Origin of the sequence: Nocardioides cremeus, assembly GCF_030518195.1 — a bacterium.
Lineage (GTDB): Bacteria > Actinomycetota > Actinomycetes > Propionibacteriales > Nocardioidaceae > Nocardioides > Nocardioides cremeus.
In genome coordinates this window covers 186,701-213,418 of record NZ_JAULSC010000001.1, presented here as the reverse complement: position 1 = coordinate 213,418, position 26,718 = coordinate 186,701, and the positions used below count along the sequence as shown (strand labels likewise).

The following is a 26,718-nucleotide window of genomic DNA, read 5'->3' as shown; positions in this document are numbered from 1 at the left end:
GCGCAGTTCACCCGCGCGCCTCCCGGCGCTGCCAGCGTGGCGCCATGAGCAAGCGCAGGTTCGTCCTCCACATCGGCCTCGAGCACACCGGCGCCGACGGCGTCACGGCCGGCCTGGCCGAGCACCGCGAGCGGCTCCTGGAGCTCGGCGTGCGATGCCCGGCCCGCACCCCCGACGACTCGCTGCGCGCGGCGATCGAGATGCGCCGGCTGCACAAGACCTGGGGCTTCAAGCGCCGCGAGGTCGAGGGCGCCTGGGCCGACCTGGTCCGGCGTGCCCGCAAGCAGGGCGCCACCGCACACGCTGCGGTGGTCGTGAGCGAGGAGCTGCTCGCGGGCGCGTCGTCCGACCAGGTCGCGCTGCTCCTGGACTCCCTGGGTGGCTTCGAGGTGCACGTCGTGGCGACGCTGCGCGACCCGGCCTCCCAGCTGGTCGACGGCTGGGCGGGCGCGGTGCGCGCGGGCGGCTCGCTCTCGCTGCGTCGCTACTCGCGCCGGGTGCTCGACAGCGGCCGCGAGACCGAGGAGGCCCGCGAGTTCTGGGCCGGGCAGGACGTGCCTGCCGTGCTCGAGCGCTGGCGGGCCGAGCTGCGCAGCCCCGACCGGCTGCACGTGGTCGTGCCCGCCCCCGGCCAGGACCGCACCGAGGCCACCTGGCGCGTCATCGCCGATCTGGTCGGCGTAGAGGCCGAGGGCCTGCCGGTGCGCGAGCCCGCGCGGGCCCCGCTGGCCCCGGTCGGCCTGGGCGTGCTGCGCCACGTCAACCGCGCCGTCGACGGCAGGGCCCAGGTGCGCGAGTCGCGCGCCTCGCTCGACCAGCAGCTGCGCGCCCACGAGCCGGACGGGGCCACCGGCAGCACCACGGGCGGCCTCTCGCCCGAGCTGCACGACGAGCTCTGCGACCTGGCCGACGCCTGGGCCAAGGCGGTCGCCGAGGGCGGCTACAGCCTGGCGGGCGAGACCGCCCACCTGCAGCCGGCCTCCCCGCTGGCGCTGGGAGCGGCGTACGCCGCCGACACCAGCACCACCGACCAGCGCCTGGCCTCGGCCACCGACGCCCTGGCCGACCTGCTCGTGGAGACGACGCGGCTGCGCGAGCACAACAACGAGCTCGAGGCCCGCGTGGCCAAGCTGGCCCGCAAGAAGGCCACGCTCAAGGCCCGGCTCGCCGCCGCGATCAGCTAGTCGGCGGCACGGCCGCTCAGTGCGGCTGCCAGGCGTCCTCGTCGGCGGTCCGCTCGGTGACCTGGGCGGGCAGGTCGCGGTCGGCGAGCTGCCTGATCGAGACCTGCTCGAAGACGTCGCGCAGCGAGCGGCGGGCCGCGATCCACACGTGCTGCAGCACCTCGGCGGACTCGTTGTACTCCACCGCCTCGGGCCGCAGGCCGTAGACCGAGACCAGCGGCCCGTCGACGGCACGGATCACGTCGGCCACGGAGACACCCTCGGCCTCGCGCGCCATCCGCCAGCCACCGGACTGCCCGCGCTGCGACATCACGATGCCCGCGCGGCGCAGGTCGGCGAGGATCGCCTGCAGGAACCCGTGCGGGATGTCCTGGATCCGGCCGAGCTCCTCGGCGCTGACGGCCTTGCGGTCGCTGCGCCCCGCCATCTCGATCAGCGCCCGCAGGGCGTAGTCGGACTTCGCGGAAACTCGCACGAGTCCAGTGTCTCAGACGAGTCGATCAAGCAACTCGACTATCAGCTCCTCGACCCGGTCGGGTGAACCTGTTGCGAGCCAAGTTACTGGCCCGTACCATTCAAGTTACCGACCAGTATGACGCGTGTCTGCCGGCCGGCCGAGACCCTGACGACGAAGAAGGTGGGGGCCGTGAGCCACTACAAGAGCAACCTGCGCGACATCGAGTTCAACCTGTTCGAGGTCCTGGGCCGCGACGAGGTGCTGGGCACCGGTCCCTTCGGCGAGGTCGACAGCGACACCGCGCGCGAGATCCTGGCCGAGGTCGACCGGATGGCCCGCGAGGAGATGGCGGCCTCCTACGAGGACAGCGACCGCAACCCCCCGGTCTTCGACCCCGAGACCAGCACCGCCCCGATCCCCGAGTCCTTCAAGAAGAGCTACCAGGCCTGGATGGACTCGGAGTTCTGGCGCCTGCAGATCAACGAGGAGCTCGGCGGCACCCCCGCCCCCTCGAGCCTGGTCTGGGCGCTCGGCGAGCTGGTCCTGGGCTCCAACGCCCCCGTGTGGATGTACGGCGCCGGCGCGCCGTTCGCCGGGGTCGTGCACCGCAACGGCAACGAGCGCGACAAGCGCATCGCCGAGATCATGGTCGAGCGCCAGTGGGGCGCCACGATGGTGCTGACCGAGCCCGACGCGGGCTCCGACGTGGGCGCGGGTCGTGCCAAGGCCACCCAGAACGACGACGGCTCCTGGAACATCGAGGGCGTCAAGCGCTTCATCACCTCGGCCGAGCACGACATGAGCGAGAACATCATGCACCTCGTGCTCGCACGCCCCGTGGGCGTCGAGGGTGCGGGCGGGCCGGGCACCAAGGGCCTCTCGCTCTTCCTGCTGCCGAAGTACCACTTCGACCACGAGACCGGCGAGCTGACCGGCGAGCGCAACGGCGTCTACGTCACCAACGTCGAGCACAAGATGGGCATCAAGGTCTCGAACACCTGCGAGGTCACCTTCGGCGAGAAGGAGCCGGCCAAGGGCTGGCTGCTCGGCGAGGTGCACAACGGCATCGCCCAGATGTTCCAGGTCATCGAGAACGCCCGGATGATGGTCGGCACCAAGGCCATCGCCACGCTGTCCACCGGCTACCTCAACGCACTGGAGTTCGCGAAGTCGCGCCAGCAGGGCGCCGACCTGACCCAGTCGGGCGACAAGACCGCGCCCCGCGTGGCGATCACCGCGCACCCCGACGTGCGCCGCTCGCTGATGGTGCAGAAGTCGTTCTCGGAGGCGATGCGCGCGCTGGTGTTCTACACCGCCTCGTGGCAGGACCAGATCATGGTCGCCGAGCACGAGGGCACCATGGACGCCGAGGAGACCAAGCTCGCCGAGGCCGTCAACGACCTGCTCCTGCCGATCGTCAAGGGCTACGGCTCCGAGCGCTCGTGGGTGCTGCTGGGCACCGAGTCGCTGCAGACCTTCGGCGGCTCCGGCTTCCTGCAGGAGTACCCGATCGAGCAGTACGTCCGCGACGCCAAGATCGACACCCTCTACGAGGGCACGACCGCGATCCAGGGCCAGGACTTCTTCTTCCGCAAGATCGTCAAGGACCAGGGCAAGGCGCTGGGCCACCTCGCCGCCCAGATCCAGGGCTTCATCGACAGCGAGGCCGGCAACGGTCGCCTGAAGAACGAGCGCCAGCTGCTGGCCACCGCCCTCGACGACGCCAACGCGATGGTCGGCCACCTCATCAACGACCTGATGAGCGCCCAGGACGAGATCCGCAACATCTACAAGGTCGGGCTCAACACCTCCCGCCTGCTGATGGTGCTCGGTGACGTCGTCTGCGCCTGGCTGCTGCTGCGCGGCGCCGAGGTGGCGCTGGAGAAGCTCGGCGGCGACGTGTCGGCCAAGGACAAGTCGTTCTACGAGGGCAAGGTCGCGGCCGCGCAGTTCTTCGCGTCCTACAACCTGCCCAAGATCAGCAGCGAGCGGGCGATCGCCGAGGCCGTCGACCTGTCGCTGATGGACCTCGACGAGGCCGCGTTCTGATCTGACGCAGCCGCGTCACCACCTGCGCGCCTGAGCCCCCGCGGCTCAGGCGCGCAGCTGTCGTCGGGCAGCCCCGACGACAGCTGCGCTGAGCCGGTCGAGGACCTCCGAGCCCAGCCGCCAGCGCTGCCAGTGCAGCGCCACGTCGAGGTGCTCCTCGCCCCCCAGCGCCACGAGCGCACCGGCCCGCAGGGCGGGGACCAGCTGGGGCTCCGGCACCATCCCCCAGCCGAGCCCGGCCTCGATCGCGGCCACGAAGTCGGCCGAGGTCGGCACCCGGTGCACCACCCGCGGCGGCGCGGCGCCGCGCCGTGCCAGCCACTGGTCCTGCAGGGCGTCCTTGTCGTTGAAGACGACCATCGGCAGCCCCGACCAGTCGGGGCGCGCCGCCTCCCCCGGCCCCACCAGCGCGGCTGCCGCCGCCGGCCGGTAGCGCAGCGTCCCGAGCGGCTCGACCCGGCAGCCCTGCACCGCCACCGGGTCGCTGGTGACCGCACCCAGCACCCGGCCCTCGCGCAGCAGGTCGTGCGACCACGCCTGGTCCTCGACGTGCAGGCCCAGCGCCACCCCCGGCCACTGCGCCACGACCGCCAGGACCTCGCGGAACCAGGTCGCCAGCGAGTCGGCGTTGACCGCCACGCCCAGGTCGAGCCGCGGACCGGCGGCCCCGTCCGCGTCCTCCGGGTCGAGGCCCAGCTCGGCCCGGGCCTCGGCCGCGAGCAGCGCCTGGGCCCGCCCGAGGCGCACCAGCACGACCCCGGCGTCGGTGGGCGTGCACGGCGTCGCCCGCCGCACGAGCACCTGGCCGACCTCGGTCTCCAGGGCGCGGACCCGTTGGCTCACGGCGCTGGGTGTCACGTGCAGTGCGCGGGCGGCCGCCTCGAAGGTGCCGGTGTCGCAGACCGCGACCAGGGCGGCGAGCTGGGGGGCGGCGTACGTCATGAAGCAACGCTAAGGCATGCGCAGGAACATTCGCTGTCCTTCACACACCGCGGCATCTAGCCTCGTCACATGACCTCCACCGCCCTCGCCGGGCTGCTCGCCGGGCTCGGCCTGATCGTCGCGATCGGCAGCCAGAACGCCTTCGTGCTGCGCCAGGGCCTGGCCCGCCAGCAGGTCGGCCCGGTGGTCGCGGTCTGCGCGCTCTCCGACGCGGTGCTCATCGCCGCCGGCGTGGCCGGCATCGGCACCCTCGTCGAGCAGGCGCCCGGGGTGCTGGTGGTGGTGCGCTGGGCCGGCGCGCTCTTCCTGGCGACGTACGCCGCCCTGTCGCTGCGGCGCGCCGCCCGCGGCGGCGAGACGCTCGAGGCCGCGGCGCAGGGCGTCACCCGGCTGGTGCCGGCGGTGCTCACCACGCTCGCGCTGACCTGGCTCAACCCGCACGTCTACCTCGACACGGTGCTGCTGCTGGGCTCGCTGGCCAGCGGCTACGGCGCCGACGGCCGCTGGGCCTTCGCCGCCGGAGCGGCGCTGGGCTCGGTGGTGTGGTTCGTCGGGCTGGGCTACGGCGCCCGGCTGGCCTCGGGACTCTTCGCCCGCCCGGGCGCCTGGCGGGTGCTCGACCTGCTGATCGGCATCGTGATGCTCGCCCTGGCCGTCTCGCTCGTCCTGCACTGAGAGCTGGGCCGGCGCTCAGCGCACCGGCCGGATCGGCCCCGCCCCCGGCTCCACGGCCTCGAGGACCTCGACCGCGTCGCCCTCGCGGATCGTGACCGGGCGCCCGTCGGGCAGGTCGGGCACCAGGTTGGTGCCGAACCAGGTGGCGCCGTCCCAGCGGCGAATGCGCGCCAGCGAGGCGATCGGCTCCTTGCCGCCCTCGGCGGTGCCGGGGTCGAGGGTGGTGATCACGCAGCGCGCACAGCCCTTGACCGCGCGGAAGTCGACCCCGCCGATGCGGACCCGGCGCCAGTCGTCCTCGGCCCAGGCGGGCACGCCGTCGACGACGACGTTGGGGCGGAAGCGGGTCATCGGCAGCGGCTCGTGCGTGCCCTGGCTGCGCTTGAGCACCACGTCGTTGAGGGCCGCCAGCGAGGCCGTGGTGGTGACCAGCAGCGGGTAGCCGTCGGCGAAGGAGACCCGGTCGTCGGGGGCGGCGTACTCGGCCGAGACGGGCCGGCGGGTCGGGTCGTCGAGGTGCACCAGCCGAGCGGGGCGCCCGAGCACCTCGCCGAGCCAGGCGTCGGCCTCCTCGGCGTGGGCCGCGGTCAGCTCGGAGCGCCACAGCCGCACCGGCACCTGGCGGTCCGGGTCGGGGACGGCGACGTCGAGCGGCTCGGCACCGGGCGCCTGCACGCGCAGCCCGGCGGCAGTGATCTCGGGGTGCAGCAGCAGCAGCGGGTGCACCTCGCGCGCGGTGAGCGCCAGCCCGTCGGAGTCGACCACCATCCAGCGCCGGTCACCGGCCAGGCCCCAGGGCTCGACCGACGCCTCGTCCAGCCGCTCGCCGCGCGCCGACTTCACCGGGTAGCGGTGGACGGAGCCGAGCCGGGCGCTCACCCGACGCCGCCGAGCGGCAGGCTGAGCACCGCGGGCGCCCCGTCGACGACACGCACCGGCACGCCCCAGTCCTGCTGGTGCATCCGGCAGGCGGCGCCCTCGCCGCCCTCGACGTCGCAGGAGGCGGCGCGGGCCGCGACGTGCAGGACGCCCTCGCCGGCGTGCGGATCGAGCACCAGCGAGCGGGTCAGGGCGGTGCCGCGGCCGGCGCCCTCGCGCAGCAGCCCGGGCGGGGTGGCCTCGACGACCAGCTGGGAGGGCGGGCCGAACCGGTCGTCGACCTTCTGTCCCGGGGGCGGCTCGAACGTGACGACCAGCTCGACGCCGGCGGCGACCTCGGTCACCGGGCGCTGCGTGGAGTGCGCGAACCCGTCGACCGTGGCCACCGACCCGAGGGGCACCCGGGTCAGGCGGTGCGCCGCGGACTCGACGACCACGAGCACCGTGGGGTCGGCGGGGTCGAGGTGGGCGCCGCTGGGCTCGGCCAGGCCGGTGGCCAGCGTCGTCAGGGTCGCGGTCACGGGGTCGAAGCGGCGCACGGCGCCGTTGTAGGTGTCGCACACCGCGACCGAGCCGTCGGGGAGCGCGGTGACGCCCAGCGGGTGCTGCAGCAGCGCCTGCTCGGCGTCGCCGTCGCGGAAGCCGAAGTCGAAGAGGCCGCTGCCCACGGCCGTGCCCACCTGCGCGTCGGCGTCGACCCAGCGCAGCGACGAGGTCTCGCTGTCGGCCAGCCACAGCCGGTCGCCGGCCGGCGCCAGGCCCGAGGTCTGGGCGAACCACGCGTCGGCGGCCGGGCCGTCGAGCAGCCCCTCGTTGGCGGTGCCGGCCGCGACCGCCACCTCACCGGTGCGCGGGTCGAGGGTCCACAGCTGGTGGATGCCGGCCATCGCCACCCACACCCGCTCGCCCCACCAGGCCACGTCCCACGGCGAGGAGAGCCGGCTGGTGCCGTCGCCGCTCATCCACTGGGTGCCGTCGCCGGCCAGGGTGCGCACCTCGCCGGTCGCCAGCTCGAGCCCCGCGAGCCGGTGCCCGACCGTGTCGGCGACCACGACGTCGTACCCGACCTCGCCGGCCACCTCGGGCGGCAGCAGGCACAGCCCGTTGGGCTCGCGGAAGCCACCGGTGCGGCGCACCACGGCTCCCCCGGCGTCGAGCTCGACGACCTCGTCGTGGCCCGCGTCGGCGACCAGCACGCCGCCGCCGGGCAGCGGCACCGCCTTGGCCGGGAAGCGCAGGTCGGTCGGCTCCACCACGGGCGCCACGTACGGCGACCCGGCGGGCTGCAGCGTGCCGCGCTCGCGGTGCTGGGGCACCAGCTCGCCCAGCAGCGCCTCGATCGCGTGGGCGTGGCCCTCGCCGGCGTAGTGCGCCACCACGTAGCCCTCGGGGTCGACCAGCACCAGGGTCGGCCAGGCCCGCGCGGTGTAGGCCTGCCAGGTCACCAGCTCGGGGTCGTCGAGCACCGGGTGGTGCACGCCGTAGCGCTCGACCGCCGCGGCCAGCGCGTCCGGGTCGGCCTCGTGGGCGAACTTCGGGCTGTGCACGCCGACCACCACGAGCTCCTCGGCGTACGCCGCCTCGAGCGGTCGCAGCTCGTCGAGGACGTGCAGGCAGTTGACGCAGCAGAACGTCCAGAAGTCCAGCAGCAGGAAGCGCCCGCGCAGGTCGCTCAGGGACAGGGGGCCGTCGGTGTTCAGCCAGCCACGACCGACCAGCTCAGGGGCTCGTACACGCACCCGACCATTGTGGCGGGCTGCCCCGAACCCGTCCGGGGCGGGACCGGCCTGCGATACCGTGGGACCTCGAGACGACGGAGGTCGCACGCCATGCCCCACCCCGACCTCCGGGCCGGTGCCGAGCTGCACGTGACCTACGACCGCTACGCGCGGATGGTGCGCCGCTCCCTGGGCGCCGACATCGCGCTGGTCAGCCTCGTCGAGGAGCACCGCCAGGCCTTCGTGGGCGCCGACGGGCTGAGCGGCGACGTCGCGGACTCCCGCGAGACCCCGCTGACCCACTCGTTCTGCCAGTGGGTGGTGGCCGACCAGGCCCCGCTGGTCATCTCCGACGCGCGGCTCGACGACCGGTTGCGCACCAACCTGGCGATCCCCGACCTCGGCGTCATCGGCTACGCCGGCTACCCGATCCGCGACCACCGCGGCACCATCGTCGGCTCGCTCTGCGCGATCACCCACGAGCCCCGCGAGTGGACCGGCGAGGACCTCGCGTCGCTGCAGGACCTCGCGGCCGCCTGCTCGAGCGAGCTGGCCCAGCGGGGGCTGCGCGAGGAGGCCGCGCTGGCCGCCGAGTCGGCGGCCACCCTGACCCGCCGCAGCAGGGTGCTGCTGGCGCTGAGCGAGGGCCTGGCCAGCACCCGCACCCTCGGCGACGTCGCCGTGGCCGTCGAGCAGGTCTCGGTCGAGCAGCTGGGCTGCGCGCGCGCCGGCATCTGGATCGACGACTCCAGCCTGCTGCCCGGCACCTCGGAGCCGGCCCGCCTGGACGCCACCCTCCACTACGTGCCCCGCACCGGCGACGACTGGCGCTCCGCGCAGCTCAACCAGCAGCTCGGCCTGGACCACTCCAACCCCCTGGGCAGCGCGATGGTGCGGCAGGAGCCGGTGTGGTTCCGCGACCGCGCCGCCCAGAACGAGCACTACCGCGACCTCGACCTGTCCGCCCAGACCGGTGAGGCCCGCGCCTTCCTGCCGCTCTACGACACCGACGGCACGGCGCTGGGCGCGATGGCCCTGGTCTGGGACGACGCCCGCGACCAGAGCACCGACGACCTGACGACGATGACCGCGCTGGCGTCGTACACCGCGCAGGCACTGAGCCGGGCGCTGCTGGTCCAGGAGCGGCTCGACGCCCTGGTGACGCTGCAGAGCGCGCTGCTGCCGGCGCTGCCGCGCAGCACCGCCCACGAGATCGCCGCGCGCTACCGGCCGGCGGCGGCGCGCGACCAGGTCGGTGGCGACTGGTACGACGCCGTGGTGATGCCCGGTGGCGACACCTCGCTGATGATCGGCGACATCGTGGGCCACGACCTCGCCGCGGCCGCGACGATGGGCCAGGTGCGCAACATGCTGCGCGCCATCACCTGGGCCGTCGACGACCGCCCGGCCGCCAACGTGCGGCTGCTCGACCACGCCCTGCACGACCTCGAGGTCGAGGGGCTGGCCACGCTGGTGCACGCCCGCATCGAGACCGGCGCCGAGGCCGAGAGCAGCTGGCTGGCCTGGACCAACGCGGGGCACCCGCCGCCGCTGCTGCTGGGCCCCGACGGCCAGGGCCGCTACCTGCAGGACGGCCCGCCCGACCTGATGATCGGCGTGCTGCCCGACGTCGAGCGCGCCGACCAGCGCACCCTCGTCGACGACGGGTCCACGCTGCTGCTCTACACCGACGGGCTCGTCGAGCGCCGCGGCGAGCACCTCGACGAGGGACTCGAGCGGCTGCGCGAGGCGGGCTCGCGCCACGCGCACCTGCCGGTGGAGAAGTTCCTCGACGCGGTGCTGCGCGACCTCGTCGACGCCGACCTCGACGACGACATCGCCGTGATGGCGGTGCGCTTCACACCCACCGACTGAGCGAGTCGGTCAGTCCTGCTCGCGCCGCTCGTGCAGCCGCTGCCGGGCCGCCTCGAGGTAGGCCAGGCACGGGGCGTCCTGGTCGGGGTGCCGCTCGGTGAGGTGGAAGGTCCAGCGGTCCATCGCGGCCAGGTAGCCGTTGTCGGCCCCGGGACGGTACGTCGACCAGGGCCGGCGCTCGGTGCGCCCCGTGGCCCGCGCCGACGCGGCGGTGGTGCACTGCGCGCAGGCGATCCGGTAGACGAAGGAGTCGTCGGCGCCCACGTCGATGGTCACCGTCGCCAGCGCCCCGCCCTCGGCCGCGGCCTTGCGGGCCCGTGCCGATCGTGTCGCTGCCATGGGGCACCCCTTCCCTCGACGCGCGAGCCTACGGGGGGCCTAGGCTGCGGGCCATGAGCGCCCCCGACGACAGCGACCTCCTCGCCGGCTGGACCCAGACCTGGTGGCAGGCCATCGACGACTTCACCGCCCTGCTGGAACAGCTCGACGAGACCGAGTGGGACACCCCGACCGACCTGGCCGGCTGGGACGTGCGCGCGGTGGCCTCCCACGTGGCGCACCTCGAGCAGGTGCTCGCCAGCGGCGTCGAGGAGCACGCCGAGGTCGGCGAGCCGCCGCACGCCAAGGGGCTGATGAACCTCTACACCGAGATCGGCGTCGTGAACCGCCGCGACGCCTCTCCCGACGCGATCATCAACGAGATCCGCTCGGCCGCGACCACGCGGCGTACGGCGCTGCTGGCCGACCCGCCCACCGACGCCACCGCCGCGCCCGAGCGCTCCTTCGGCGGGGTGCCGTGGAGCTGGGGCACCCTGCTGCGCAACCGGCCCCTCGACGTGTGGATGCACGAGCAGGACGTGCGGCGCGCCACCGGCCGGCCCGGCGGGCTGGACAGCGCGGCCGCGCAGCACACGATCGAGTACCTCTCGGAGTCGATGGGCTACGTGCTCGCCAAGAAGGCGGGTGCGCCGGCCGGCACGACGCTGGTGCTCGAGGTGGAGGGCTGCGAGCCGACCGCCTTCGCCGTCGGCGACGACGGGCGCGGGCGCCCGGTGGCTCCCCCGGCGACGCCGACCCTGGCCCTGGGCATGGACCGCGACACGTTCGTGCGCCTGATCGGCGGGCGCTGCGCCGCCGAGCCGGGCGCCGTGCGCGTCGAGGGCGACCACGAGCTCGGCGCCCGGGTGCTCGACCAGATGGCCACCACCCCGTGAGCCGCGAGGTCGCCACCGATGCCTGGCAGCTCGCCGACATCCCCGACCAGGCCGGGCGCACCGTCGTGGTGACCGGCCCGTCGGTGGGCGGGCTGGGCCACGCCACCGCGCTCGAGCTCGCCCGACGCGGCGCCCGCGTGGTGCTCGCCGGGCGCACCGAGGCCAAGCTCGACAAGGCCCGCGACGCGATCGAGGCCGAGGTGCCCGGCGCCGACCTCGAGGAGATGCTGGTCGACCTCTCCGACCTCTCCTCCGTACGCCGCGCGGCGGCCGGCGCCGGCCGGCTGGGCCCGATCCACGTGCTGGTCAACAACGCCGGGGTGATGGCCACGCCGTACTCGCGCACCGCCGACGGCCTCGAGCTGCAGATGGCCACCAACCACTTCGGGCCGTTCCTGCTGACCGGGCTGCTGCTGCCCCAGCTGGTGGCCAGCGAGGGCGGCCGGGTGGTCACGGTCTCGTCGCAGCTGCACCGCGCGGCGCGCAGCGCGCCGCTGGAGGACCCGCGCGACACCTCTCGCCGCTACTCGCGGTGGCCGACCTACGCGCGCTCCAAGCTGGCCAACCTGCTCTTCACCCACGAGCTCGACCGGCGCTGCCGCGACGCGGAGGTGCCGGTGCTCGCCACCGCCGCGCACCCCGGCTTCGCCGGCAGCCACCTCGCGGTCAACGGCCAGTACGGCCGCACCAGCGGTGGCGTCGCCTCGATCCTCGACGCCGCGATCAAGGCGGTCTCGCAGCCGATCGCCCAGGGCGCCTGGCCGACGCTGATGGCCGCGACGGCCGACCTGCCGGGCGGCACCTACTGCGGCCCCGGCGGCCTGGGCGAGATGTCCGGCGCCCCGCAGGTGGTCACCTCGCGGCACCTGGCCCACGACGAGGTCGCCCAGCGGCGGCTGTGGGAGGTCAGCGAGGAGGTCACCGGCATCAGGTACCCCTGACCAGCACCTGACCGATCATTAGCGCCGCTCGTCGCGCACCCGGACGAGCCCAGCGAGGGTGGCGGCGTACGCCGCACCGTCGGGGCCGAGGGCGAGCGCCGAGCGGTGCGTGTCGTGCAGGGGGCTGCGCCCGGTGCGCACGGAGAAGGCGGGCCGGCCGGTGCGCACGTCGAGGGCGGAGAGGTACCACGCGTCGACGCCCCACCAGCTGCGCCGCTTGGTCCAGGCGTAGAGCAGCCCCGAGGCCGGCGCGAGCGCCGGGGTGGCGGAGGGCGCGACGGCCGGGGAGGTCCAGGCGGGCACGCACTCGCGCCCCACCACGTCGACGCGGGCCAGGCCGCCGGCGGGCACCCGGCCCAGCAGGGTGCGCAGCGGTCCGTCGTAGCCGTGGGTGTTGGCGACCACGACCCCGCGCCCGACCGCCACCAGCGATCCCTCGGCGGCCGAGGCGTCGTCGTCGAAGAGCTCGCTCTGGCAGACCCGGGCGCCGTCGGCGGCGTCGTGGACCACGACGTGCATCCGGGGGTTTGCGTTGTCGGTGATCGCCACCAGCCCGTCGGCGAGCACGGCCGCGGACGAGCCGCTGCCCTGGCTGCGCTGGCCGGGCTTGCGCCCGCTGCCGCGCTCGTAGGCGCTGCGCCAGGTGGCGACCGGCTCGCCGCGGCGCACGTCGAGGCGGTGCAGCGCGGCCTGGGTGACGACGTACACGCCGCCGTCGGGACCGGCGGCCAGCGGCTGGTCGACCTCCTCGCCGAGCTCGAGCAGCCGGGGCGGCCCGCCGAGCGGGTCGACGAAGCCGGCGCGGCCCTGGCGGGTGACGAACCAGGTGCGGTCGTCGCTGTCGGGGCGCACCGCCAGCAGGCAGTCGCCCTCGGGCACCACCCCGGTCAGGTCGTGGGTCTCCTCGGTGGTCAGGTCGGCCTCGCCGGCGCCGTCGGCGGTGGCGACCACGAGGATCCGCCGGTCGGCCGTCGGCACCACCACCCGGTCGAGCCCGTCGAGGTGGAACGAGACGTCACAGGCCTCCGCGCCCGCCTCGTCGGGCGGGTCAGGCAGGTCCTTGCCCGCCAGCGGTCGCAGGGTGTCGGCGTCGACCACCCGCAGCCGCTGGTCGTCGCCCTCGCCGCACAGCGCGACCAGCCGCCCGCCGGAGGTGAAGACCAGGCCGCCGCACTGGTCGGTGCCGTAGAGCGCCGAGTCGACCTCGGGGCTCAGCCCGAGGGGCCCGCTGGCAGTGCCGGCGTCGGGAGCCACCACGCTCAGCGGCTGCGCGGTGACGGGCCGCCCCGTGTAGCCAGGGGTGACCAGGGCGCCCGACCCGCTCGGCAGCGGCAGCAGCCCGTCGGGGGCGACCACGACCAGCCCGGTCAGCACCACCGCCGCCAGCGCCCAGCCGGCGACGACGCGGGGCGTGGGCCGCCAGGCGCGGCGTACGCGCGGGTGGGCCAGCGACGCGAGTGCCAGCAGGGGCACCAGCGGGCCCAGCAGGAACCACAGCAGGCCCAGGCCGAGCAGGACCGCCGTGCGCCAGAGCCTCACCCGCTCAGCGCTGGCGGGAGCCGAACTCGGGGGTGATCCGGGCGAACGCGGCCTCCCGGGCGACCTTGGTGTTGCGCGCGAACAGCAGCCACGCCTGCTCGACCCGCTCGCGGGCGAAGGTGTGGCGCGCCGAGGAGGTCCAGGTGTCGTCGAAGAGCCGCTTGGCGGCCGCGAGCTGGTCGGGCGAGCGGCCCTTGAGCTGCTCGGCGAGCTCGAGCGCGGCGGCGACCGGGTCGCTGTCGATCTCGGTGACCAGGCCCAGGTCGTGGGCCTGCTTGCCGGCCAGGGTCTCGGCGGTCATCGTCAGCCGCTTGGCCACGTCGATGCCGACCAGCTCCTTGAGCGAGCGCACCCCCGACATGTCGGGGATGATCCCCCACTTGCCCTCGAGCACCGACCACCTGGAGTCGGGCGTGGCGATGCGGAAGTCGGCGGCCAGGGCGATCTGCAGCCCGCCGCCCAGGCAGTGCCCGTGCACCGCGGCGATCACCGGCACCGGCAGCCGGCGCCAGGCCCAGCAGGCCTCCTGGAAGGTGTTGGTGCCTCGCCAGGGCCGCGGCACGAAGGCCAGCGCCACCCGGCCGGGGGTGCGCATCACGGTGGCGAAGTCGAGCCCGGCGCAGAACGCGTCGCCCTCGCCGGAGAGCACCACCGCCCGGATCGACCGGTCGCGGCGCAGCATCCGCGCCGTCGAGACCAGCTCGTCGAGCACGTCGAGGGTCAGCGCGTTGAGCTTGTCGGGGCGGTCGAGGCGCACGTGGGCGATGCCGTCCTCGATGGTGCAGGCGACGTGTCCGGGCCGGTGGGTCATGCGCTCATGATGCATGATGCACAGATGAGCCACGAGCGCGCCGGGACCACTGCCGAGCCAGCCGACCTCATCGACGTCGCGCAGGTCGTGACCGCCTACTACACCGGCGTGCCCGACCCCGAGGATCCCGACCAGCAGGTCGCCTTCGGCACCAGCGGGCACCGCGGCTCCTCCCTGCGCACCGCCTTCAACGAGACCCACATCCTGGCCACCACGCAGGCGATCTGCGACTACCGCCGCGAGCAGGGGTACGACGGCCCGCTGTTCATCGGCCGCGACACCCACGCGCTCTCGGAGCCGGCCTGGTCTACCGCGCTGGAGGTGCTGGTCGCCAACGACGTCACCGTGCTGGTCGACGACCGCGACGGCTACACGCCCACCCCGGCGGTCTCCCACGCGATCCTGCGCGCCAACGGCGGCCGGACGACCGGGTCGGGGCTGGCCGACGGCATCGTGGTCACCCCCTCGCACAACCCGCCCGCCGACGGCGGCTTCAAGTACAACCCGCCCCACGGCGGGCCGGCCGACTCCGACGCCACGAAGGTGATCGCGGGGCGCGCCAACGAGCTGATCCGCGGCGGCCTCGACGGCGTGCGGCGGGTGCCGTTCGCTCGGGCCCGGGCGGCAGCGGCGGCGTACGACTTCCTGGGCTCCTACGTCGACGACCTGCCGAGCGTGGTCGACCTCGAGGCAATCCGCCGGGCCGGGGTGCGCATCGGCGCCGACCCGCTGGGCGGGGCGTCGGTGGCCTACTGGGGCGAGATCGCCGAGCGGCACGGCCTCGACCTCACCGTGGTCAACCCGCTGGTCGACCCGACGTGGCGCTTCATGACGCTCGACTGGGACGGCAGGATCCGGATGGACTGCTCGTCGCCGTCGGCGATGGCCTCGCTGGTGGCCCAGAAGGACGCCTACGACATCGCGACCGGCAACGACGCCGACGCCGACCGGCACGGCATCGTCACCCCCGACGCCGGGCTGATGAACCCCAACCACTTCCTGGCCGTGGCGATCGGGCACCTCTTCGGCGGCGCCCGGCCCGGCTGGCCGGCCACCGCGCGGATCGGCAAGACGCTGGTCTCGTCGTCGATGATCGACCGGGTCGCGGCCTCGCTCGACAAGCCGCTGGTCGAGGTGCCGGTGGGCTTCAAGTGGTTCGTGCCGGGTCTGCTCGACGGCTCGTTCGGCTTCGGCGGCGAGGAGTCGGCGGGGGCGTCGTTCCTGCGCCGCGACGGCTCGGTGTGGACCACCGACAAGGACGGCCTGCTGCTGTGCCTGCTCGGCGCCGAGATCCTCGCGACCAGCGGGTCGACGCCCTCGCAGCAGTACGCCGCCCTGGTCGCCGAGCACGGCGACCCGGCGTACGCGCGGGTGGACGCTCCGGCGACCCGGGAGCAAAAGGCGGCCCTGGGTGCGCTGAGCGCCGACGCGGTGACCGCCACCGAGCTCGCCGGCGAGCCGATCACCGGCCGGCTCACCGAGGCGCCCGGCAACGGCGCCGCGATCGGCGGGCTGAAGGTCACCACCGAGTCGGCCTGGTTCGCCGCGCGCCCCTCGGGCACCGAGGACGTCTACAAGATCTATGCGGAGTCGTTCCGCGGCGCCGACCACCTCGCGCAGGTGCAGGCCGAGGCCCGCGAGGTGGTCGGCGCCGCGCTGGGCGGTTGAGTGGGCGGCTGAGGGGCCGGTCGGGCCGTCAGCTGGCCCCCATCAGCAGTGCCGCGCCCAGCGCCATGCCGAGGATCGTGGTCACGATGGAGCCGATGCCGACGTAGAGGCCGAAGGGCTTGTCGCCCTTGGAGTGGGCGACGAAGCCCAGCACCGCGCCGATCGGCCCGAGCACGATCGGGAGCACCACGAGCGCAAGGACGCCGAGGACGGCGCCGATGATCGACAAGGTGCGCCCGGGCTTGGTGCCGGCAGTGCTGGTCTGGGACTGGGACATGGTTTCCTCTCGTCGGCGGTGGCGCCCGGGGCGCCGCGTCCTGGCAGGCATGCCCCCTCGTGCCGACGGCTACACCTCACCCTCCACGGGAGCGGAGGCTGGCAGGATCGCGGCATGACCACGACCGTCCTGACGATGGGCGGGGGCGGCTTCTCGATGGCCGACGACCCCGCCGTCGCGACCCCGCTCGACGACTTCCTGCTCTCGCTGGTCGAGCGACCGCGTGGCGCGGGCGGGCTGCCGCGGGTCTGCTTCGTGCCGACCGCGAGCGGCGACGCGGCGTCGTACGTCGAGGGGTTCACGACCGCCTTCGCCGGGCGCGCCGAGACCAGCGTGCTGCCGCTCTTCTACTACGACCAGATCCCCGGCGGCGACCTGAGAGCGCACGTGCTGGCCCAGGACGTCGTCTACGTCGGCGGCGGCTCCACCGCCAACCTGCTCGCGCTGTGGCGCCTGCACGGGCTCGACGAGGTGCTGCGCGAGGCCGCGGCCGCCGGCACGGTGCTCGCCGGCATCAGCGCCGGCATGAACTGCTGGTACGACGGCTCGGTCACCGACTCCTACGGCCCACTGGCCGCGCTGCCCGACGGACTCGGGCTGCTGCCCGGCAGCGCCTGCCCCCACTACGACGGAGAGGCCGAGCGCCGCCCCACCTACCTCGACCTCGTCGGCACCGGCACCCTGCCCGACGGCCACGCCGCCGACGACGGCTGCGCGCTGCTGTGGCGCGACGGCGAGCTGGTCGAGGCCGTCTCCGAGCGCGAGGGCGCCCGCGCCTACCGGGTGCGCCGAGCCGGCGACCGGGCCATCGAGGAGCAGCTCGAGGTCCGCCCCCTCCCCTGACCCGCCCGTTGGTCGAGCAGCGAGGAGCGCCAGCGACGAGCGACGCCGAGACCCCGCAAGCACCGCGCCCGCCGTACGCCATGGACTCACCCGGTTTCGGCGACGCTCGAGCCTTCGGCCCTCACTGCTCAACCAACGGCGGCGACCACCACCGATGGTCGAGCAGCGAGGAGCGCCAGCGACGAGCAACGCCGAGACCCCGCAAGCACCGCGCCCGCCGTACGCCATGGGGTCGCCGGGTCTCGAGACGGTTGCTGCGCAACCTCCTCAACCAACGACGGCGGGGACCACGGGGTCGCCGGGGTGGACGAGGCCGGGGCGCAGGACGTGGCCGTCGACGCCGAGGGTGGGGGTGCCGCGCAGGGTGGCGAGGGCGGCCAGGACTCCGGGGCCGCGGGTGCCAGTGGCGGGGTCGAGGTCGAGCACGGCGCAGCGCGGCGTGCGGGACACGACCCGCACGACGGCGGAGCCGACGGCCACGTCACGACCGACCCAGTCGTCCTCGGCGAACGCCGCCCCGGTCTGCACCACGATGTTGGCGCGGACCCGCGCCGGGTCCAGGTCGCCGAGCGCCGCGACCGACTCGGCGCCGACGAGGCTGACCGAGCCGCCGTAGACGACCCCGCCGGCCGGCGCCCGCGCCAGCCGCACCGGGACACCGAGGTGGGCGGAGGCGGCCTCGGCGAAGGGCCCGTCGACCAGCTCGAGCGCCACCTCGCGGCCCCAGTAGTCACAGGTGACCGACTCACCCGAGAGCACGACGGGGGCACGCACCGGCGCACCGCCGGGCGGCGAGAGCACCAGCTCGTCGCCGACCTCGTCGAGGACCAGCCCCACCAGCCCCGGGTGGGCCACGGTGCGCAGCACCCGCCGCGCGGCGACGTCGACGAAGCACCAGCGCCGGTCGCCGACGACCCCGTCCGCGGCGAGCACCAGGCGCTCGCGCGCGAGGTGCCGCGTGCCCTTGGCGGCGGCGTACCCGACCCTGCTCACCCTCATCCGGGTGAGCCTGCCAGACCCCGGGCTTGTCCAGACCAGCGCGGACTGGTGAGGTACGCCTGTGACCCAGGACTCCTACGCCGCCGGCCCCACCGAGCCGCCCCTGCCGGACACCACGATCGGCGCCGACCTCTCGCGCACCGTCGCCGCCCACCCCGACCGGGAGGCGCTCGTCGAGGTCGCCAGCGGGCGCCGCTGGACCTGGCGCGAGCTCGAGGACGACGTCGACCGCGTCGCCAAGGGGCTGATGGCCGCCGGCGTCGAGAAGGGCGACCGGGTCGGGATCTGGGCGCCGAACTGCGCAGAGTGGACCCTGGTGCAGTACGCCGCCGCCCGCGCCGGCGCCGTGCTGGTCAACGTCAACCCGGCCTACCGCACCCACGAGCTGTCCTACGCGATCAACCAGAGCGGGCTGGCGCTGATGGTGGCCGCGACGTCGTTCAAGTCCAGCGACTACACCGCGATGCTGCGCGAGGTCGCCCCGCAGTGCCCCGACCTGCGCCGGGTGGTGCACATCGGCACCGACGACTGGGACGCCCTGGTCGCCGGCGGCGCCGACATCACCGACGAGGCCCTGCGCGAGCGCGCGACCTCGCTGCACCCCGACGACCCGATCAACATCCAGTACACCTCGGGCACCACCGGCTACCCCAAGGGCGCGACGCTGACGCACCGCAACATCCTGGGCAACGGCTTTATGACCACCGAGCTGATCGGCCTGGGCCCCGACGACCGACTGTGCATCCCGGTGCCCTTCTACCACTGCTTCGGCATGGTGATGGGCAACCTGGGCTGCACCTCCCACGGCACCACGATGGTGATCCCGGCGCCCGGCTTCGACCCCGAGACGACGCTGCGCACGATCGCCGAGGAGCGCTGCACCGGTGTCTACGGCGTGCCGACGATGTTCATCGCGATGCAGTCGCACCCCACCTTCGCCGAGCACGACCTGTCGTCGCTGCGCACCGGCATCATGGCCGGCTCGGTCTGCCCGGTCGAGGTGATGAAGCGCTGCGTCGACGACATGCACATGAGCGAGGTGGCCATCGCCTACGGCATGACCGAGACTTCGCCGGTCAGCTGCCAGACCCGCGTCGACGACGACCTCGAGCGGCGTACGGCGACCATCGGCCGGGTGCACCCGCACCTGGAGATCAAGGTGGTCGACCCGGTCAGCGGCGAGACCCTGCCCCGGGGCACCGCCGGGGAGTACTGCACCCGCGGCTACTCGGTGATGCGCGGCTACTGGGACGACCCCGACCGCACCGCCGAGGCGATCGACGCCGACGGCTGGATGCACACCGGCGACCTGGCGGTGATGCGCGAGGACGGCTACTGCACGATCGTGGGCCGGATCAAGGACATGGTGATCCGCGGCGGTGAGAACATCTACCCCCGCGAGATCGAGGAGTTCCTGCACACCCACCCCGACGTCGAGGACGTGCAGGTGATCGGGGTGCCCGACGAGCGCTACGGCGAGGAGCTCTGCGCGTGGCTGAAGCTGCGCGACAGCGCCGAGCCCCTCGACGCCGCCGCGGTGCGCGCCTTCTGCGAGGGCCGCCTCGCACACTTCAAGATCCCGCGCTACGTGCTGGTCGTCGAGGAGTTCCCGATGACGGTGACCGGCAAGGTCCGCAAGGTGGAGATGCGCGAGGAGACCACCCGGATGCTCGAGCTGTAGCATCGGGCGCGCAGAGGGTTCAACGCGCGCTTGGAGGTGGGTTCGGCGCGTCGCTGTGACGCACCCGAAAGGCACCACCCGTGAGCCCCCTGTCCTCCTACCGGCGACTGATCGCCCTCGCCGGCCCCACCTACGTCCTGGTGGCGTTCCTCGGCCGTCTCCCGCTGGCGATGAGCCAGCTCGGCACCCTCCTGCTCGTCTCGACCGCGTCGGGCAGCTACGGGCTCGGCGGCCTGTCGGCCGGCGCCCTGGCCGTGGCCAACGCCCTGGGCGCGCCGGCCGCGGGCTCGCTCGCCGACCGGATCGGCCAGCGTCCTGTCGTGCTCGTCCAGTCGCTGCTGGGCGCCACCGGCCTCGTGCTGCTCGTGACCGCGGTCGGCGGCGACGCCGGTGACGCGACCGTCGTGGCCATCGCCGCGGCGACGGGCCTGGCGATGCCCCAGGTCGGTCCGCTGGCGCGGGTGCGCTGGCGCCCGCTGACCAGCGGCACCGGCCCGCAGCAGCGTCGCCTGGTCGACGCCGCGTTCTCGTACGAGGGCGCGGCCGACGAGGCCTCGTTCGCGCTCGGCCCCGCCCTGATCGGCCTGGCCGCGGTGCTGGTCTCCCCCGGCGGCGGGCTGGTCCTGGCCGCGGTGCTGCTGGCCGTCTTCGGCAGCGCCTTCGCCCTCGACGGCTCGGCGCGCCTGGTCCCCCGCCACGACCACGCGGTGCACCCCGGGCGCCTGGTCAGCGTCGTGTTCGTGGTGCTGGGCGCCGCGCAGCTGCTCGTCGGCGTGCTCTTCGGCGCCACCCAGACCGGCGCCACGGTGCTGGCCACCGAGGCCGGCCAGCCGGGTGTCGCCGGGCTGGTGCACGCCACGCTCGGCGTCGGCAGCGCGGTGGCCGGCATCGCGACGGCGTACCTGCCCGAGAGGGTCGGCCACGAGCGGCGGGCCCTGGTCGCCGCGCTGGCGCTCGCCGCCCTGAGCTGGCCGCTGCTCCTGGTGGACAGCCTGCTCGGCGCCACCGCCGTGGTGCTGGTGCTGGGCTGCGCGGTCGCGCCGTACATGATCGCGGTCTTCTCGCTCGCCGAGCGCGTGGTGCCGCGCCCGCGCGTGGGTGCGGCGATGACGACCCTGGCCAGCGCCACCGGCATCGGCTACGCGCTGGGCTCCTCGGTCGCCGGCCGGCTCGCCGACGCGCACGGCTCGACCGCCGCCTTCTCGGTCACCGTCGCCACGACCCTGCTGGCCACCGTGCTGATGGCCACCCAGCAGTCCCGCCTGCGCGCCGCGACCGAGGCCGGGCACGAGGACGACGAGCCCCTCGCCACCGCCCCCGTGTAGTGCCATGCTCGGAGGATGCGGGTCGAGCAGGCCACCTCCGAGCAGTACGAGGCGCTGATCGCGCTGGGCGTGCGACGCAACCGGCACCTGAGCCCGTCGGACGCCGGGTGGCAGCTGATGGTGCCCGAGACCTGGCCCGGGCTGGTGGCGCTGCGCGCGGTGCGCGGCGACGGCACCACCATCGGCTACGGGTGGATCACCCGCGCCACGCACCTGCCCGAGGGCTGGGCCGCGGAGTGGGTCACGGTCAGCGCCGAGGCCGAGGGCTGCGGCGTCGGCTCGGCGCTGCACCGGGCACTCGCCGCGCGCACGCCGGCGGGCACCACGCTGCTGACCACCAAGGTCTTCGACGACGAGCCGCGCAGCCTCGAGGTGGCCCGGCACTGGGGCTACGAGGTCGAGGAGCTCTCGATCGAGTCGGCGCTGGCGCTGGTCGACCTGCCCGAGCCGCTGCTGCCGGCCGGGGTCGAGCTGGTGGCCTGCGACGACCTGCGGGTGCGCGACCAGGCGGCCTTCGACGCGATGCTGCGCGCCAGCCAGACCAACCCCGAGGCGGTGCGCGGCGGTCGCTACGTCACCGCCGCGTCGCTGCTCTCCTCCAGCCAGGGAGCCCGCTCGGTGGGGGTGCTGGCCCGGGTCGAGGGCCGCCCGGCGGCGATCGCCCAGGGCACCGTGGTCGGCACCGAGCTCTTCGTGGCCTACACCGGCGTGGACCCGGTGCACCGCGGCCACGGGCTGGCGCTGACGGTGAAGATGGAGCTGCACCGCCGCGCCGCCTCGGCCGGCGCCAAGGTGGCGCTGACCGAGAACGAGGAGCACAACCACGGCATCCGCGCCGTCAACGCCGCCCTGGGCTACGAGGTGCGGCAGGGCACCTACCGCATGCGCAGGCCGGTGGGGCGAGCCTGATCAGGCGGCGGTGGCGAGCTTGCGCGCCTGCTGCTGCAGCCGGGCCTGCGCCGCACGACGCACCTTGGGACCCTTGGTGGTCATGCCGTAGAGCAGCTTGAGCTGGCTCGGCAGGTTCTTGGCGTTGGTGGTGGCCATCCAGCCGTTGGGCAGCGACAGACGCACGACCTTGTGCCAGGCCGAGTAGACCTGCGCCGGCAGCGAGGCCTCGTGGTAGTTCAGGCCGTACTCGTCGAAGATCGCCTTCACCTTCACCGAGACCTCGGCGTAGCGGTTGGAGGGCAGGTCGGGGAAGAGGTGGTGCTCGATCTGGTGCGAGAGGTTGCCGGTCATCAGGTGCATCGCCTTGGAGCCGGAGATGTTGGCCGAGCCGAGCATCTGGCGCACGTACCACTGGCCCCGGGTCTCCTTCTCGGGGATCTCCTTCTTCTCGAAGGTCTCGACGCCCTCGGGGAAGTGGCCGCACATGATCACCGAGTGCGTCCACAGGTTGCGCACCAGGTTGGCGGTGGCGTTGGCGGCCAGGGTCGGCACGAAGGAGCCGGTCGGGATCGACAGCACCGGGTGCACGACGTAGTCCTTGGTCGCCTGCTTGCGGATCTTGCCCAGGGTGCCCTTGACGTTGGCCTTGAACACCTCCGAGCGCTTGTGCTTGGGGGTGCGCAGGTTCTTGCCGAGCTCGAGGTCGTAGGCGGCGATGCCGTACTCGAAGAAGCAGGCGTTGATGAAGTTCCACAGCGGCTGCGCGAGGTACATCGGCACCCAGCGCTGGTCCTCGTCGACGCGCATGATGCCGTAGCCGAGGTCGTTGTCCTTGCCCACGATGTTCGTGTACGTGTGGTGGACCTCGTTGTGGCTGTGCTTCCACGCGTCGCTCGGGGTGGCGTTGTCCCACTCCCAGGTGCTCGAGTGGATCTTCGGGTCGCGCATCCAGTCCCACTGGCCGTGCATGATGTTGTGGCCGATCTCCATGTTGTCGAGGATCTTGGCCACGCTGAGACCGAGGGTGCCGAGCACCCAGGCCGGCGGGAAGACGCTGGCCAGCAGCACCGCGCGCGAGCCCAGCTCGAGCTTGCGCTGCACGTCGATGACCTTGCGGATGTACGCCGCGTCGTCGGCGCCGCGGGTGTCGACGACCTCCTGGCGGATCGCGTCGAGGCGCGCGCCGATCTCCTCGATGTCGGCGTCGCTCAGGTGCGCGATCGGGTTCTCGGGCTTGCGGGTGATGGCAGTCATGTGGGTCTCCTCGAGTCGATCGGGTCAGTGGTCGATCGGAGTCAGTGGTCGATGGCGCAGGCGCCGGCGGCGGCGCTCACGCAGGTCTGGACGAGCACGCCGCGCGGGTCGGTCTCGCCGGGCACGGCGGTGGTGACCTCGCCGTTGCGCAGGTCGCGCACCGAGCCCTCCTTCAGCGGCAGCACGCAGCCCATGCAGATGCCCATCCGGCAGCCGCTGGGCATCAGGACGCCGGCCTCCTCGGCCGCGTCGAGGATGGGGGTGGCGCCGTCGGCCTCGACGACCGTGCCGCCCTGCTCGAAGGTGACCGCGCCGCCCTCGCCGGGCGCGACGCGGGCGGTGCGGAACTGCTCGACGAAGAGGTCGACGCCGGCCTCGCGGTGGTGCACCTCGAGGGCGTCGAGGAGCCCGGAGGGCCCGCACGCGAAGGTGCGGCGCTCGGCGAGGTCGGGCACGAGCTCGTCGAGGTCGGCCACGTCGAGCACCCCGTGGGTGTCGTCGTAGCGCGCCACCAGGCGGATCGCGCCGGCCTCGTCGAGGGCGACCAGGTCGTCGCGGAAGATCGAGCTGGGCTCGGTCGGCGCGACGTGGACGACCACGATGTCGAGGTCGTCGCTGCGGCGCAGGCGCAGCACGCCGGTGTCGGTGGCCGGGAAGAGGTTGCGCAGCATCCCGATGACCGGGGTGATGCCGGAGCCGGCGGTGACGAAGAGCAGCTTGGTGGGCTGGCCGACCACGGTCTCGGGCAGCACGAACTCGCCGGCCGCCTGCTCGAGGTGGACCATCGTGCCCGCGGTGGCGCGGTGCACGAGGAAGTCGCTGACCTTGCCGTCGGGCACGGCCTTGACGGTGATCGAGATCAGCCCGTCGCGGCGCGGGCCGTGGGTGAGGGAGTAGGCGCGCCAGTGGCGCACGCCGTCGACGTCGATGCCGATGCGCAGGTACTGGCCCGGCACGTGCCCGGCCCAGTCGGCGCCCGGCTTGATCTCGATCGTGGCCGCGTCGTCGGTCTCGGGGCGCACCGCCGTGATCCGTCCGCGCAGAGGGGCGCCGCGGCGCAGCGGGTGGAAGACGTCGAGGACGTCGTCGACCTCGAGCGGCGTCACGGCGGCCTCGGCGACGCGGCGGGCCTGCCGGCGCAGGGCGGCCGACCACGACGGACGGGCCGTGGTGGTGGGAGCTCGGAAGGCGGTGCTGGTCATGTGTTCCACTGTGCTGGACAGAGCCGCTAAAGTCCTGTGCAGACGATGCAGACTTTTGCCACACTATTGTTCGGAGCGAACAAGATGGCTCGACGGCTTCCCGCGCACATCGCCGGCCACGGCCTCCAGCTGCCCGCGCAGGCGGTCACCGAGATGCGCGCCGACCTGGCCTCGGTGGCCGACCGGGTGGTGGCGGCCATCATCGCCGAGGTGCCGTCGTACGACGACGCGCTGACCGGCTCGATGGGCGAGAACATCCGCAACGCGGTGCAGCTGGCGCTGGGCGGGTTCCTGTCCCTGGCCGGGGGTCGGCGCGGCGCCGACCCCCGCACCCCCACCGCCCCGTCGGTGGAGGGCGCCTACCAGCTGGGGCGGGGCGAGGCGCGCGCCGGGCGCACGACCGACGCCCTGCTCTCGGCGTACCGGATCGGGGCGCGGGTCTCGTGGCGGGAGATGTCGACGACCGCCGTGCGGGCCGGGATGGACGCGGAGACGCTGGGCGGCTTCGCCGAGCTGGTCTTCGCCTACATCGACGAGCTGTCGGCGGCCAGCGTCGCCGGCCATGCCGACGAGCTGGCCACCACCGGCCGGGTGCGCCAGCGGCTGCTGGAGCGCCTGGCCCGCCAGCTGCTGACCGGCGCCCCCGCCGAGACCGTGCTCGAGACCGCCACCCGCGCCGAGTGGGAGCCGCCGACCACGCTGACCGCGGTGCTGATGCCCGACTCGCAGGTGCGCCCGGTGCTGGTCTCGCTGCCCGGCGCGACCATCGCGGTGGCCGAGGCTCCCGACATCGAGGAGGGCGGGCTGCTGCTGGTGCCCGACGCCCACGGACGCGCACGCGGCGCGCTGCTGCGCACGCTGGAGGGCCGCGACGCCGTCGCCGGCCCGGCCCGGCCCTGGCTCGAGGCCAGCGCCTCGCTCGACCGCGCCCGCCGGGCCAGGGCGCTCGGCGTGGGCCCCGACACCGAGGCGCACCTGCCCGAGCTGGTGCTGGCCGCCGACGCCGACGCCCGCGCCGACCTGCGCGCGGCGGTGCTGGCGCCGCTGGACGACCTGCGCCCGGCGACCGCCGAGAAGCTCACCGAGACCCTGCGCTCGTGGCTGCTGCACCAGGGCCGGCGCGACGCGGTCGCCGAGGAGCTCTTCGTGCACCCCCAGACCGTGCGCTACCGGATGGGCCAGCTGCGCGAGCTCTTCGGCGACGACCTCGAGGACCCGGCCACGGTGCTGGCCCTGGTGATCGCGCTGGGTTGAGGGGGGGGGTGGGGGTGCCCGCCGTACGGTGGCGCGCATGACCTCTCGCCGCTCCCGCGCCCTGCGGGCCGCCGTCTCGACCGCCTCCGCCGTCCTGCTCCTGGGCGGGCTGGCGGCCTGCGGCGACGACGGGGAGCCCACCGCGTCGTCGCCCTCGTCGACCCCTTCGGCCGCCGAGGAGCGGGGCGGCAGCAGCCGCGAGGGCGCCCGCGAGAGCGACTACCCGACGTACGTCGCGCTGGGCGACTCCTACACCTCGGCGCCGTTCGTGCCCGAGACCGACCGGGGCGACGGATGCCTGCGCTCGAGCGGCAACTACCCGAGCCTGGTCGCCGAGCAGCTCGGCTCCGAGCTGGTCGACGTCAGCTGCGCCGGGGCGCAGACGGTGTCGCTGGTGGGGGCCCAGCAGACCTTCGACGGCGAGACCCGCCCGGCGCAGTTCGACGCGCTCGACGACGACACCGACCTGGTGACGGTGGGCATCGGCGGCAACGACCTCGGGCTCTTCAGCAAGCTCACCGCGGGCTGCGTCGCAGCGGCTGACGAGGAGGCCGGCGGCACCCCCTGCACCGATGCCGCCATCGGCACCGCGACCGCCGACCTCGACCGGATCAGCGAGCGGGTCACCTCAGCCCTCATCGGCGTGCAGGACCGCGCCCCGCAGGCCCGCGTCGTGCTGGTCGGCTACCCCCGGCTGATCCCGACCGAGGGCTCCTGCCCCGAGCTGCTGCCGCTCGCCGAGGGCGACCTGCCCTTCGCACGCACCGTCAACCGCGGCCTCGCGGACGCCCTCGAGAACGCCGCCGAGGCCGCCGGCGTCGAGTACGTCGACACCTTCGCGCTGAGCCGCGGCCACGACATCTGCGCCGACGAGCCGTGGGTCAACGGCCAGGTCAACGACCCGGAGCGGGCGCTGGCCTTCCACCCCTTCGCCGCCGGCCAGGAGGCGGTCGCCGACGAGCTGGTGCGGCAGCTGTCGAAGAGCTCGCGCACCACTGCGTAAAAGGTCGACGATCCTTTGCCTTCCCACACCACTCCGA

General features: G+C 74.2%; 24 protein-coding genes. 13 read left to right on the top strand and 11 right to left on the bottom strand.

All coding sequences use genetic code 11. The features are described from left to right. Positions 1 to 44 precede the first annotated feature (44 nt). Positions 45 to 1,184: a hypothetical protein gene (locus tag QWJ41_RS00990; protein ID WP_302705259.1), complete on the top strand. Its 1,140-nt coding sequence runs from the start codon at positions 45 to 47 to the stop codon at positions 1,182 to 1,184. Positions 1,185 to 1,200: 16 nt separating this feature from the next. Here the strand turns inward: QWJ41_RS00990 and QWJ41_RS00985 are convergent, their stop codons facing one another. After that, on the bottom strand, positions 1,201 to 1,659 hold the full coding sequence (locus QWJ41_RS00985) for an RrF2 family transcriptional regulator (RefSeq protein WP_302705258.1): 459 nt from the start codon (positions 1,657 to 1,659) through the stop codon (positions 1,201 to 1,203). A 171-nt stretch (positions 1,660 to 1,830) separates the two neighbouring features. Here QWJ41_RS00985 and QWJ41_RS00980 point away from each other — a divergent pair, with 171 nt between their 5' ends. Next, a complete protein-coding gene (locus tag QWJ41_RS00980; protein ID WP_302705257.1) occupies positions 1,831 to 3,690 on the top strand; it encodes an acyl-CoA dehydrogenase in 1,860 nt (619 codons plus the stop codon). 45 nt (positions 3,691 to 3,735) lie between these two features. Here QWJ41_RS00980 and QWJ41_RS00975 read toward each other — a convergent pair whose 3' ends face one another. Continuing rightward, positions 3,736 to 4,632 carry a LysR family transcriptional regulator ArgP gene (locus tag QWJ41_RS00975; RefSeq protein ID WP_302705256.1) on the bottom strand — a complete coding sequence of 299 codons (897 nt, stop codon included), beginning with the start codon at positions 4,630 to 4,632 and terminating at the stop codon, positions 3,736 to 3,738. Positions 4,633 to 4,701: 69 nt separating this feature from the next. Here QWJ41_RS00975 and QWJ41_RS00970 point away from each other — a divergent pair, with 69 nt between their 5' ends. After that, the gene (locus tag QWJ41_RS00970) at positions 4,702 to 5,307 is read left to right on the top strand and encodes a LysE/ArgO family amino acid transporter (protein WP_302705255.1); all 606 of its coding nucleotides are present in this window, start codon (positions 4,702 to 4,704) and stop codon (positions 5,305 to 5,307) included. A gap of 15 nt (positions 5,308 to 5,322) precedes the next feature. On the opposite strand, the gene QWJ41_RS00965 is transcribed toward QWJ41_RS00970, so the two are convergent. Both QWJ41_RS00965 and QWJ41_RS00960 read right to left on the bottom strand, forming a co-directional pair. Then, positions 5,323 to 6,186: an MOSC domain-containing protein gene (locus tag QWJ41_RS00965; RefSeq protein ID WP_302705254.1), complete on the bottom strand. Its 864-nt coding sequence runs from the start codon at positions 6,184 to 6,186 to the stop codon at positions 5,323 to 5,325. Further along, entirely contained in the window at positions 6,183 to 7,925 is a 1,743-nt protein-coding gene (locus tag QWJ41_RS00960; RefSeq protein ID WP_302705253.1) for an NHL domain-containing thioredoxin family protein, read from the bottom strand. The genes QWJ41_RS00965 and QWJ41_RS00960 overlap by 4 nt, the downstream gene beginning before the upstream one ends. A gap of 90 nt (positions 7,926 to 8,015) precedes the next feature. Here QWJ41_RS00960 and QWJ41_RS00955 point away from each other — a divergent pair, with 90 nt between their 5' ends. Further along, positions 8,016 to 9,779, top strand: a complete 1,764-nt coding sequence (locus tag QWJ41_RS00955; protein ID WP_302705252.1) for a GAF domain-containing SpoIIE family protein phosphatase — start codon at positions 8,016 to 8,018, stop codon at positions 9,777 to 9,779. A gap of 9 nt (positions 9,780 to 9,788) precedes the next feature. Here the strand turns inward: QWJ41_RS00955 and QWJ41_RS00950 are convergent, their stop codons facing one another. Beyond that, positions 9,789 to 10,118, bottom strand: a complete 330-nt coding sequence (locus tag QWJ41_RS00950; RefSeq protein WP_302705251.1) for a hypothetical protein — start codon at positions 10,116 to 10,118, stop codon at positions 9,789 to 9,791. Between the two features lie 53 nt (positions 10,119 to 10,171). On the opposite strand from QWJ41_RS00950, the gene QWJ41_RS00945 reads away from it, so the two are divergent. Together QWJ41_RS00945 and QWJ41_RS00940 are read left to right on the top strand one after the other, a co-directional pair. After that, positions 10,172 to 10,993 carry a maleylpyruvate isomerase family mycothiol-dependent enzyme gene (locus tag QWJ41_RS00945; protein ID WP_302705250.1) on the top strand — a complete coding sequence of 274 codons (822 nt, stop codon included), beginning with the start codon at positions 10,172 to 10,174 and terminating at the stop codon, positions 10,991 to 10,993. Further along, positions 10,990 to 11,934 carry an oxidoreductase gene (locus tag QWJ41_RS00940; protein WP_302705249.1) on the top strand — a complete coding sequence of 315 codons (945 nt, stop codon included), beginning with the start codon at positions 10,990 to 10,992 and terminating at the stop codon, positions 11,932 to 11,934. Before QWJ41_RS00945 ends, QWJ41_RS00940 begins: the two co-directional genes overlap by 4 nt. Before the next feature lie 18 nt (positions 11,935 to 11,952). On the opposite strand, the gene QWJ41_RS00935 is transcribed toward QWJ41_RS00940, so the two are convergent. Together QWJ41_RS00935 and QWJ41_RS00930 are read right to left on the bottom strand one after the other, a co-directional pair. Further along, a complete protein-coding gene (locus QWJ41_RS00935; protein ID WP_302705248.1) occupies positions 11,953 to 13,473 on the bottom strand; it encodes a hypothetical protein in 1,521 nt (506 codons plus the stop codon). A gap of 4 nt (positions 13,474 to 13,477) precedes the next feature. Then, entirely contained in the window at positions 13,478 to 14,284 is an 807-nt protein-coding gene (locus QWJ41_RS00930) for a crotonase/enoyl-CoA hydratase family protein (RefSeq protein ID WP_302705247.1), read from the bottom strand. A gap of 24 nt (positions 14,285 to 14,308) precedes the next feature. Here QWJ41_RS00930 and pgm point away from each other — a divergent pair, with 24 nt between their 5' ends. Beyond that, a complete protein-coding gene (gene pgm / locus QWJ41_RS00925; protein ID WP_302705246.1) occupies positions 14,309 to 15,952 on the top strand; it encodes a phosphoglucomutase (alpha-D-glucose-1,6-bisphosphate-dependent) in 1,644 nt (547 codons plus the stop codon). 28 nt (positions 15,953 to 15,980) lie between these two features. Here the strand turns inward: pgm and QWJ41_RS00920 are convergent, their stop codons facing one another. Next, positions 15,981 to 16,229 (bottom strand): hypothetical protein, encoded by a 249-nt coding sequence (locus tag QWJ41_RS00920; protein ID WP_302705244.1) that lies wholly within the window; start codon positions 16,227 to 16,229, stop codon positions 15,981 to 15,983. 114 nt (positions 16,230 to 16,343) lie between these two features. Here QWJ41_RS00920 and QWJ41_RS00915 point away from each other — a divergent pair, with 114 nt between their 5' ends. Beyond that, positions 16,344 to 17,072 carry a Type 1 glutamine amidotransferase-like domain-containing protein gene (locus QWJ41_RS00915; protein ID WP_302705243.1) on the top strand — a complete coding sequence of 243 codons (729 nt, stop codon included), beginning with the start codon at positions 16,344 to 16,346 and terminating at the stop codon, positions 17,070 to 17,072. 267 nt (positions 17,073 to 17,339) lie between these two features. On the opposite strand, the gene QWJ41_RS00910 is transcribed toward QWJ41_RS00915, so the two are convergent. Beyond that, complete coding sequence (locus QWJ41_RS00910; RefSeq protein WP_302705242.1) at positions 17,340 to 18,071, bottom strand: MOSC domain-containing protein; 732 nt, start codon at positions 18,069 to 18,071, stop codon at positions 17,340 to 17,342. A 61-nt stretch (positions 18,072 to 18,132) separates the two neighbouring features. On the opposite strand from QWJ41_RS00910, the gene QWJ41_RS00905 reads away from it, so the two are divergent. The 3 genes from QWJ41_RS00905 (at position 18,133) to QWJ41_RS00895 (ending at position 21,986) form a co-directional block, all read left to right on the top strand. After that, positions 18,133 to 19,752 (top strand): AMP-binding protein, encoded by a 1,620-nt coding sequence (locus tag QWJ41_RS00905; protein WP_302705241.1) that lies wholly within the window; start codon positions 18,133 to 18,135, stop codon positions 19,750 to 19,752. A gap of 80 nt (positions 19,753 to 19,832) precedes the next feature. Then, positions 19,833 to 21,077, top strand: coding sequence for an MFS transporter (locus tag QWJ41_RS00900; RefSeq protein WP_302705240.1), 1,245 nt, complete (start codon positions 19,833 to 19,835; stop codon positions 21,075 to 21,077). A gap of 15 nt (positions 21,078 to 21,092) precedes the next feature. Then, positions 21,093 to 21,986, top strand: coding sequence for a GNAT family N-acetyltransferase (locus tag QWJ41_RS00895; RefSeq protein ID WP_302705239.1), 894 nt, complete (start codon positions 21,093 to 21,095; stop codon positions 21,984 to 21,986). Here the strand turns inward: QWJ41_RS00895 and QWJ41_RS00890 are convergent, their stop codons facing one another. Both QWJ41_RS00890 and QWJ41_RS00885 read right to left on the bottom strand, forming a co-directional pair. Next, on the bottom strand, positions 21,987 to 23,222 hold the full coding sequence (locus QWJ41_RS00890) for a fatty acid desaturase family protein (protein WP_302705238.1): 1,236 nt from the start codon (positions 23,220 to 23,222) through the stop codon (positions 21,987 to 21,989). A 41-nt stretch (positions 23,223 to 23,263) separates the two neighbouring features. Further along, the gene (locus tag QWJ41_RS00885; RefSeq protein ID WP_302705237.1) at positions 23,264 to 24,424 is read right to left on the bottom strand and encodes a ferredoxin reductase; all 1,161 of its coding nucleotides are present in this window, start codon (positions 24,422 to 24,424) and stop codon (positions 23,264 to 23,266) included. A gap of 84 nt (positions 24,425 to 24,508) precedes the next feature. Between QWJ41_RS00885 and QWJ41_RS00880 the strand changes: the two genes are divergently transcribed. Then, positions 24,509 to 25,678 (top strand): PucR family transcriptional regulator, encoded by a 1,170-nt coding sequence (locus tag QWJ41_RS00880; RefSeq protein ID WP_302705236.1) that lies wholly within the window; start codon positions 24,509 to 24,511, stop codon positions 25,676 to 25,678. 37 nt (positions 25,679 to 25,715) lie between these two features. Further along, complete coding sequence (locus QWJ41_RS00875; RefSeq protein WP_302705235.1) at positions 25,716 to 26,681, top strand: SGNH/GDSL hydrolase family protein; 966 nt, start codon at positions 25,716 to 25,718, stop codon at positions 26,679 to 26,681. Positions 26,682 to 26,718 lie beyond the last annotated feature (37 nt).